We start from the raw sequence: 9781 nt of genomic DNA on the forward strand, positions 1-9781 counted from the left end.
ATGAACATGCGAATAAACGGCTTCTCAGGTATGGATATTGACAGTATGGTCAAATCTCTTATGACAGTGAAGAGAGTTCCACTTGATAAGTTAAATCAACAGAAACAGATTCTGGATTGGACTAGAGATAGCTATAGACAGTTAAATAGTAAAATTGTGCAGTTAAGCAACAAGTTGCAACAAATGGATTTGTCCGCAGCAACAAACACACAAAAATCAACGGTCAGTGGAAATACAACAGCAGTTAGAGCCGAGGCAAATGCGGACGCAGCTTCTGTGACAATGACTGTTGAAGTGAAAACATTGGCTAAGAAGGCTAATTTACAAACCCAAACAGTGCTAACTACAGGAACGCCTGATGCAAAAGCAAGCTTGAATACTACGCTAGCACAGCTTGACCAAACAGGCCCACCTAAGGCAGAATATGAACTCCATATTAATGATAAATCTTTAGTATTTAAAGATACAGATTCTTTATCTACCGTAATTTCTCGGATTAATTCTGAAATCCCAACAGCTAATGCAAGTTATGATGAGATCAGTGGTAAGTTAACGATCACCTCAAGAGAGAATGGGAAAGTAATCACAGGGACAGGAACTGGTGGGGCAGCAATGTCCAGTTCGTTATCAGACGTACTAGGTTTGAAGGCGAATGGCGCTGTGCCAGGATCAGTGACTATTACTACCTCTTCTGGCGTTAGTCGGGATTATACGACTACCGGAGATACATTGTTAGTCAATGGTGTGAATTTGACCCTGTTAGAAACGAATGTAGGCTCACCCAGCAAGGTCTCAACGCAGTCCGATCCTACAAAAGCGATGGAGACGATTAAGTCTTTTGTTGATACCTACAATGAATTATTGGGATTGATGAACACAAGATTATCAGAAGAAAAGTATCGAGATTACGCACCTTTGACCGCAGAGCAAAAGAAAGATATGAAGGAAGATGACATTAAAAATTGGGAAGAGCGAGCCAAAAGTGGTCTTTTGAAGAATGATACCATTCTAAGCTCGGCTGTAGCCTCAATGAGGTCTGTCATTACAGGAAACTTAAAAGTGCTAAGTGAGGCAGGAATTACAACAGGGCAATATTATGAAAAGGGTAAGTTACAGATTGATGAAGTAAAACTTAAGAGCGCGTTGGATAGTAATCCGGATCGAATCCTAAGTGCTTTTAGGGGCCCTTCTGCCGACGCTAATAATCCTGCTATATTTAGTGGGTTGAGAAAAGAATTGAATTCAACCTTGGATATGTTGGTCAAAAAAGTAGGTACCTCTAAGAGCGATACAGACGCCAGTATGACTTTGAAAACTGAGAGTAGCATGGGCCAACAATTGAAAAATTACAACAATAGGATTTCAGACTTGGATAGAAAAATGGTAACTTGGGAAACGCGATATTATAAACAGTTTGCTGCTATGGAAAAAGCTATGAGTCAATTCCAGTCACAGTCCTCGAGTCTATCAAGTTATTTCCAATAAAATAAAAGGAGGAATATTTTAGCATGATCACATCTCCTTATGACAAGTATAAGCAATCTTCAGTTCAAACATCTACTCCAGGGCAATTGGTCATTATGTTGTATGATGGTGCAATTCGATTTACGAAAATGGGCTTGGAAGGAATTAAAACCAAGGATTATTCTAAAGCGAATGTGAACCTCGGTAAAGCTCAAACGATTGTTAGTGAGCTAATGTCTACGCTGAATCTATCTTATCCTGTCTCTAAAGATTTGTTCTCGCTATATGAGTACATGAACCATTTGCTGATTCAAGCCAATATCAAAAAAGATATCAAGCATGGGGAAGAAGCTCTGGGATATTTTCAGGAATTGCGTGAGACCTGGGTTGTAGCAAGCAAACAAGCAATGGGAGCTTCAGCTCAATGAATAGTAGCAACAAGACTTTGATAAACGATGTTCTCAGTCAACTTTCTGAGCTTACGCAGAATTTTATCAAAGATTTAGAAACTCAAGATTCTGATCATGTAGTACAGTTTGTTGAAGAGCGTCAACTTCTAGTGCAGCAATTGCATGGAATTTTGGACGTTCAAGAGATGAGTGATCTGCAAAAACAAGCGCTGAAGCAAGTTTTGGCATACGACACGATAATAGAGCAACGTATGTCATCACTTAAAAACGAGGCGCAGGAATGGTTGCTCCAACGAAATACGGCCAAAACGCAGCGTACAGTATATGAATCCAAATATGCTTCTGAAAGCTACCTTATGGATAAACGAAAGTAGTACAAATGTATCCAATAATTATAACGAACCCCCGTACTGGCAAATACTCAGTGCGGGGTTTCTTGTGCTATCAAAAATACATCAAAATAGACTTATCAACCCTCCAATTCCCTGATATATTCAAGATATCTCACCGTTCAACACAATTCCCTATTAATCTACAAAAAATTCCAAGAAAACATTTACTTTTCCAATTGACAATGGATAACTTTGGATGGTATTATCTGAATTGTGGGCAGAGGTTAAGGCCGAAAGCTTCACTTCATTTGATGACGAAGGGAATGTTAGTGCATGCAAGGTAAAGTAAAATGGTTCAACGCAGAAAAAGGTTACGGTTTCATTGAGACTGAAGATGGCGGCGACGTATTCGTACATTTCTCCGCAATTCAAACCGAAGGATTCAAGACTTTGGAAGAAGGTCAATCCGTAGAATTCGACATCGTCGAAGGCGCACGTGGACCGCAAGCAGCTAACGTAATCAAATTATAATCATCCGGACAATCCGACCTACATATATGGTTAGATGGTTACCAAATTGAATTATCGCTAGCATCAGACTCCGGTACGTTCCGGGGTCTTTTTTTGTTCTAATAGATTCGATATTTAAGGATCATCCGAGGAACATTATTCTAGTGAATTTAATAGATTCAAGAGATAGATTGAAGTTCATTTTACATATAAGATTGAGCAAGCTCAAAAACGGTTAAATACATCATCAAGCGCCTAATAAGACATACCATGTAAATATACGATTAGGGCTGAATATGATGAAATATGGCGTTATGCCTACGTTGGCAGATGTGGCTTGAACAGATGTCATTATTCGGTCACCGGTAGTTTTTACATGGCGCTTACATTCGTGTTATAATGAAGTGGCAAAGGAAAAAGGAGGAGTGCCCTATGAATTTAAGTATTCGAGGTCAACAAATCGAGGTTACTGATGCTTTGAAGGATTATGTCGACAAAAAGTTGAGTAGACTCGAGAAGTATTTCGATGCACCCCTTAACTCTGACGGTGCTGTTACATTGAGCACGACGAGAGGTTTGCATACGGTAGAGGTGACGATCCCTTTGAAAGGCATTGTGCTCCGCGCCGAGGATGAGAGCGACGATATGTACGCATCTATTGACTCCGTGGTGGACAAGCTGGAACGTCAGATCCGCAAACACAAAACAAAAATTAACCGTAAGTTCCGCCAGGAAGGTAGCCTGAAAACACTCTTCGTTGAAGATCCAACAGGTACTGTAGCTACAGCTGAACTGGATGCGGATACGGATGACGATGATTTTGAAGTCGTACGGACAAAACGCTTTATGTTGAAACCAATGGACGTGGAAGAGGCCATCCTCCAAATGAACATGGTTGGTCACAATTTCTTCGTATTCTCCAACATTGACAGTGAAGAAGTTAGCGTTGTTTACAAACGGAACGATGGTAAGTACGGATTGATCGAACAAGGTTAATCTTAATGTACAGGATCACCGGAACGGACTTGCATATGAATATCTAATAATAATGAAGACAGGGACTGTGGTTTCCTGGATTAGACTTAACAAGAGCTTCCATCCCTTAGGGGATGGGGCTCTTTTGTGCGTAGAGGAGCTGGGAAATCACCTTTGGAAATAAAATGGTGAAACTATTCCCTATGCTGCTGCGTCTAATAGATAGTAAGAAGAAGCACAAACTGTAAAAGTTTACTGCCAGATTCCGATGCTTAAGAAAATATTCGTATACCTACATTCGAGAACTGGTTATTGAGATTTCCATCCAAATTTACCATCAAAATTCGTTGACAGGGCCGTCTAGGCTGTAAAACGAAACATGACAATCGAACGCTTCCGCTAACGACTATGATTTTTTGCACTTAAACTCCATTTGATATGTCTCAGAAGTTCAAAGAAGTGTGCCGTGGCGTGTTGCGGCGGCTCTTACAAACTGTTACAATTTATGCAAAGAGAATCATTGTCCTGATGAGGAATTGTCAACGAATGATCGCTAATCATAATCAATGACAGGCACAGCACCATGAACATGATTCGCAAGGCTCGGGCTTCGGCTAGTTTTTAATAACCGAATCCTCTTGAATACCGAATCAGCTTCATGAGGAACCCTTGGCAAGCCTGGAGTTGATTCATCCATATTACTTTTTATATTGTTTGTCACCCCCGGGTAAGTGGATACAACATCCATCCGATGGTGTCGCGTGGCGGCAACAGGGGGTCTATTCTGTTTTGCACGAAAGGGGTATACCATGCTAGGACTTGTCAAAAAGATCTTCGGCGACATGAATGAACGTGATGTTAAACGTCTGATGAAGACGGTCGATGTGATCAATAAACTGGAACCACAACTTCAGGCGTTGTCTGATGAGCAACTGAAAGGCAAAACGGACGAATACCGTGCTCGTATTGAAAAGGGAGAAACGACAGATGAGCTTCTTCCTGAGGCATTTGCAACCGTGCGTGAGGCTTCACGCCGCGTACTGGGCAAACGTCACTATGATGTACAGATGCTGGGCGGTATAGCTCTGCACGAAGGCCGTATTTCCGAGATGAAAACGGGTGAAGGTAAAACACTGGTAGGAACACTTCCGGTATATCTGAACGCGCTGACGTCCAAAGGTGTGCACGTGGTCACGGTCAATGACTATTTGGCACAGCGGGATAGCCAGGAAATGGGACAAATCTATGAATTCATGGGCATGACGGTAGGGGTTAACCTGAGCGGTATGGACCATGCTTTGAAACAACATGCATATGCATGTGATATTACGTACGGAACGAACAACGAGTTTGGTTTTGACTATCTGCGTGACAACATGGTGCTTTATAAAGAGCAAATGGTTCAACGTCCATTGTTCTTCTGTATCATTGATGAAGTGGACTCCATCCTGGTCGATGAGGCGCGTACGCCACTCATTATCTCTGGACAAGCTCAGAAGTCGACGGATATGTATTATGCAGCAGATCGTTTTGTGAAACGTCTGGTTCCAGAAGAAGACTTTACGGTAGACATCAAGGTGAAATCCGTAGCGTTGACTGAGGCCGGCGTGGCAAAAGCAGAGAAAGCATTTGGTATCGAGAACTTGTATGATCATGCCAATGTAACTCTCAACCATCACATTGTACAGGGCTTGAAAGCTAATGCAATCATGCGTCGTGACGTGGATTATGTGGTGAGTGATGAAGAAGTTATGATCGTGGATGAATTCACAGGTCGTCTGATGTCTGGACGTCGTTACAGTGATGGATTGCACCAGGCGATTGAAGCCAAAGAAGGCATTGAAGTACAAAACGAGAGCATGACGCTTGCTACGATTACCTTCCAGAACTATTTCCGGATGTACCGTAAACTCGCGGGTATGACGGGTACAGCGAAAACCGAGGAAGAAGAGTTCAAAAAAATCTACGGTCTCGAAGTACTGCAAATTCCAACCAACCGTCCAAACAAACGGGACGACATGGCAGATGTCGTGTACAAGAGCATCGATGGCAAGTTTAATGCCGTTGTAGAAGAGATCGTGGCACGTCACAGCAAGAATCAACCGATTCTGGTAGGTACAGTGTCCATTGAGAACTCTGAACGCCTGTCTGACATGCTTAAGCGCCGTGGTGTCAAACACCAGGTACTGAACGCCAAGTACCACGCGGAAGAAGCAGAGATCATCTCAGGAGCTGGTCAAGCGGGTGCAGTAACGATTGCAACCAACATGGCTGGACGGGGTACGGATATTATCTTGGGTGAAGGTGTAGCTGAAGTAGGCGGCCTTCATATCATCGGTACAGAGCGTCACGAATCACGCCGGATTGATAATCAGCTGCGTGGTCGTGCGGGACGTCAAGGTGACCCGGGTTCAACACAATTCTATCTGTCACTCGGTGATGAATTGATGAGACGTTTCGGTGCAGACAATGTATTGAACATGATGGAGCGTCTTGGTTTTGAAGAAGACCAACCGATCGAGAGCCGGATGATTACTCGTGCAGTAGAATCAGCGCAGAAGCGTGTTGAAGGTAACAACTTTGACGTGCGTAAAGTCGTTCTCCAATATGATGATGTCATGAACCAACAACGTGAAATTATATATAAACAGCGCCGCGAGGTACTGGAGTCTGAGAATATTAAACAGATCGTTATGGATATGATCAAACCTTCCATTGAACGTATCGTTGAAGCACATTGCAGTGACGATATTCCAGAGAACTGGGAGTTGCAGGAAGTTGCCGATTACATGAACAGCAAATTGCTGGATGATGGTTCGGTAACAAAAGATGATCTGTGGGGCAAGGAAGCAGAAGAGATTATCGAGTACCTGTTTACGAAAGTTCAGAACAAGTACAATGCACGTGAAGAGCGAATTGGCGAAGAGATGGTTCGTGAGTTCGAGAAAGTGGTTGTGCTCCGTGCAGTAGACAGCAAGTGGATGGATCATATTGATGCAATGGATCAATTGCGTCAAGGTATCCACCTTCGTGCCTACGGCGGTACAGATCCACTGCGTGAGTACCAGTTCGAAGGCTTCGAGATGTTCCATCAGATGATCGCTTCGATCCAGGAAGAAGTAGCGACTTATGTGATGAGAGCACAGATCGAGAGCAATCAGGAGCGTCAAGCGGTTGTTGAGGAAAGTCAGATCTCGACAAGCGGTGAACCTGCTGAGAAACGTCCAGTGAAGGTATCTGACCAAATCGGACGTAACGACGCATGCCCATGCGGCAGTGGTAAGAAGTTCAAACACTGCCACGGTCAAGAGTAGTTAGAGGTTTTTTCTATACACTATAGTGTAATAAGCTGAACCTTGATTTTACACCATAACGGAGAGTGCAGAAGCAATCTGAAGAAGCGGAGCGTTCGCCTTTATCCCCGGATTTTTCCCTTGTAAGAGGGAATCAAGAAAATCTGGGGATAAGAGCGATCGGAAGATGCTGCTGTAATCGGAGTAATAGGTGTAACATGAATGAGGTCAACTTAGATAGCATGACATGAACGGCTCCTTGCAGCCGGGTATTCATTGGATGAAGTGAAGGATGCAAAACCGATTAATGGTGCATAGTTATAATAATATGACCATGATCACGGGGAAGAGATATACTGATATAACAGTAGTCTCAACACCAGGGTGGCGCATCACTTACTTAATCTGGAGGAATGCCCTGGATGCGGGGAGCTTATCTTAATGAAAAGAGGAATTGCACATGATCGATCCAAACGTGAAGCATGACCTGCGTGAAATAGGCAAGAAACTAACCAACCTTAGGGGGTCTCTTTGACTTAGATCTGAAGCAAGAGATGATCGGCAACTTCGAAGTGAAGATGTCTGCTCCGGATTTCTGGGATGATAGTGACAAGGCGCAATCCGTAATCGCTGAGCTAAATGTGGTGAAGGGATCTGTGGATCAATACACCAAACTCCAACAGGACTATGATGATGCGGTGATGATGGTAGAACTGGCTGACGAGGAAGGCGACGAAGACCTCGCTGCAGAGATCGGTAGAAGCGTCACAGCGATCGTGAGCAAGGTGGCAGAGTTCGAACTTCAGCTGCTCCTGAACCAGCCGTATGATAAGATGGATGCCATTCTAGAGCTTCATCCGGGGGCAGGTGGTACCGAGTCACAGGACTGGGGACAAATGTTACTCCGGATGTACACACGTTGGTCCGAGAAGCGTGGCTTCAAGGTTGAGGTGCTGGATTATCTGCCTGGAGATGAGGCGGGGATCAAGAGCGTCACGCTATCGATCAAGGGGCACAATGCTTATGGTTATCTGAAAGCCGAGAAGGGTGTACACCGACTGGTGCGGATCTCTCCTTTTGACTCATCGGGCCGTAGACATACGTCCTTCGTATCATGTGATGTGGTTCCTGAGATTGATGATACGATTGAATTGGACATTCGAACAGAGGATCTCAAGATTGATACCTACCGTGCGAGTGGCGCGGGTGGACAGCATATCAATACCACCGACTCAGCCGTGCGGATTACCCACCTTCCGACAGGTGTAGTTGTAACGTGTCAGAATGAACGTTCACAGATCAAGAACCGTGAGCGGGCGATGAAGATGCTTCGTTCGAAATTGTATGAGCGTAAAATTGAAGAGCAAAAACAACAGCTGGATGAAATCCGAGGAGATCAGTCGGATATTTCATGGGGTAGCCAGATTCGCTCCTATGTGTTCCATCCCTATAGTATGGTAAAGGATCACCGTACAAGCGTGGAGACAGGAAATACAGGAGCAGTAATGGACGGCGACCTCGATGCATTCATCGATGGTTATTTGCGTAGCCAGATTAAAGTAGAAACCGATTAATATAAGTTCCTGTATGGACCCATACGTGTAGGCGTATGCTGGTGTATACGGGAGCTTTTTTTTGAATAATTTTATAGGATAGAAAAAATGAGCGAACAACTGATCAGTCACATAAAAGGAGAGCACGAGAACATGCAACAACGATCACAATTTCATAATAACCGCAAAAAGAGGATAACTAGCCTCATTCCACTCAATGGTCCATGGAGAAACGTCGTGGATACGGTATCTATCATTGTAGGCTCGTTTTTAATTGCAGTGGCCTTTAATCTATTTTTATTACCGAATCAGATCGCTTCGGGTGGAGTGTCCGGGTTATCGATCCTAGGCAAGGAGTGGCTCAATCTGGAGCCGGCATACACCCAGTGGGCGATTAACATCCCACTCCTGATCGCTGGTTTCCTGCTTATTGGTAAGCAGTATGGGATTCGTTCAGTACTGGGCAGCATTGTTCTGCCTCTGTTAGTCTATCTTACGAAGGATTGGGCTATTCCAACAACGAATCCGCTACTTGGTTCACTGTATGGTGGGATTGGTGTTGGTTTAGGGATTGGAATTGTATACCGAGGTAGAGGATCAACAGGTGGCATGAGCATTCTTGCACGAATCGTACAGAAGTACAGTGGACTGAGTTACTCGCTGTGTGTAGTCATCATGGATGCTACGGTTATTATTATGGCTGCTTTTGTATTGTCATTGGAGCAGTCCCTCTATGCGCTGATTGGGTTGTATGTTACTGGTAAAGTGATCGATGCTGTTGAGATGGGGCTGGGCTTCTCCAAGGTGGCGTATATTATCTCCAACCAGACGGAAGCGATTAGCAAAGTGATTCTGGATGACTTGGATCGCGGATTAACAAAGCTGGAAGCCAAAGGTGGTTACACCGACGATCAACGAACAGTACTAATGGTCGTGGTTGGGCAAAATGAGGTGCCAAGACTTAAAGCGTTGATCCGGTCTGTGGACCCGGGAGCATTTGTCATTATCAGTAACGCGCACGAAGTGCTTGGCGAAGGTTTTAAGCGGGGAGAACATGTGTGAACGGGTTGAAAATATAATGAGTGAGCCAATATAGACTCATAAGTTTGAAAATTCAAGAAAAAAAGCAGGTACGCCCTTCTCTGAGAGTGGTATTATCCCCTCAAGGTAGACAGTGAAAAAAAGAGATCATGTTAAAATGAACTCAACACTGAAAACCGGAGGGGATTTTTGCTATGCCAGCG

The 9781-nt window shown here is 44.0% G+C and carries 8 protein-coding genes; all 8 read left to right on the forward strand.

Annotated elements, in window-relative coordinates; genetic code table 11:
• A complete protein-coding gene (fliD, locus tag J2Z28_RS29270) occupies window positions 1-1485 on the forward strand; it encodes a flagellar filament capping protein FliD (protein WP_244988600.1) in 1485 nt (494 codons plus the stop codon).
• Window positions 1486-1508: 23 nt separating this feature from the next.
• Complete coding sequence (gene fliS / locus J2Z28_RS29275) at window positions 1509-1892, forward strand: flagellar export chaperone FliS (protein ID WP_145149327.1); 384 nt, start codon at window positions 1509-1511, stop codon at window positions 1890-1892.
• Window positions 1889-2248: a flagellar protein FliT gene (fliT, locus tag J2Z28_RS29280; protein ID WP_211085536.1), complete on the forward strand. Its 360-nt coding sequence runs from the start codon at window positions 1889-1891 to the stop codon at window positions 2246-2248. The genes fliS and fliT overlap by 4 nt, the downstream gene beginning before the upstream one ends.
• Before the next feature lie 291 nt (window positions 2249-2539).
• Window positions 2540-2737 carry a cold shock domain-containing protein gene (locus J2Z28_RS29285; RefSeq protein WP_017691992.1) on the forward strand — a complete coding sequence of 66 codons (198 nt, stop codon included), beginning with the start codon at window positions 2540-2542 and terminating at the stop codon, window positions 2735-2737.
• 411 nt (window positions 2738-3148) lie between these two features.
• Window positions 3149-3712: a ribosome hibernation-promoting factor, HPF/YfiA family gene (hpf, locus tag J2Z28_RS29290; RefSeq protein ID WP_017691993.1), complete on the forward strand. Its 564-nt coding sequence runs from the start codon at window positions 3149-3151 to the stop codon at window positions 3710-3712.
• Between the two features lie 788 nt (window positions 3713-4500).
• Window positions 4501-7005, forward strand: coding sequence for a preprotein translocase subunit SecA (gene secA, locus J2Z28_RS29295; RefSeq protein ID WP_211085537.1), 2505 nt, complete (start codon window positions 4501-4503; stop codon window positions 7003-7005).
• Window positions 7006-7444: 439 nt separating this feature from the next.
• A protein-coding gene (gene prfB, locus J2Z28_RS29300; protein ID WP_211085538.1) for a peptide chain release factor 2 occupies window positions 7445-8558 on the forward strand; the annotation gives its coding sequence in 2 pieces (ribosomal slippage) (window positions 7445-7516 and window positions 7518-8558; 1113 coding nt in all).
• A gap of 132 nt (window positions 8559-8690) precedes the next feature.
• Window positions 8691-9599 (forward strand): YitT family protein, encoded by a 909-nt coding sequence (locus J2Z28_RS29305; RefSeq protein ID WP_211085539.1) that lies wholly within the window; start codon window positions 8691-8693, stop codon window positions 9597-9599.
• Window positions 9600-9781: the final 182 nt, after the last annotated feature.

It is taken from the genome of Paenibacillus xylanexedens (genome assembly GCF_017874615.1).
Taxonomy (GTDB): Bacteria; Bacillota; Bacilli; order Paenibacillales; family Paenibacillaceae; genus Paenibacillus; species Paenibacillus xylanexedens.

Bases quoted from the DNA above. Each gene is read 5' to 3' on its own strand.
- fliD (WP_244988600.1), top strand. From the start codon at position 1: ATGAACATGCGAATAAACGGCTTCTCAGGTATGGATATTGACAGTATG.
- fliS (WP_145149327.1), top strand. From the start codon at position 1,509: ATGATCACATCTCCTTATGACAAGTATAAGCAATCTTCAGTTCAAACA.
- fliT (WP_211085536.1), top strand. From the start codon at position 1,889: ATGAATAGTAGCAACAAGACTTTGATAAACGATGTTCTCAGTCAACTT.
- J2Z28_RS29285 (WP_017691992.1), top strand. From the start codon at position 2,540: ATGCAAGGTAAAGTAAAATGGTTCAACGCAGAAAAAGGTTACGGTTTC.
- hpf (WP_017691993.1), top strand. From the start codon at position 3,149: ATGAATTTAAGTATTCGAGGTCAACAAATCGAGGTTACTGATGCTTTG.
- secA (WP_211085537.1), top strand. From the start codon at position 4,501: ATGCTAGGACTTGTCAAAAAGATCTTCGGCGACATGAATGAACGTGAT.
- J2Z28_RS29305 (WP_211085539.1), top strand. From the start codon at position 8,691: ATGCAACAACGATCACAATTTCATAATAACCGCAAAAAGAGGATAACT.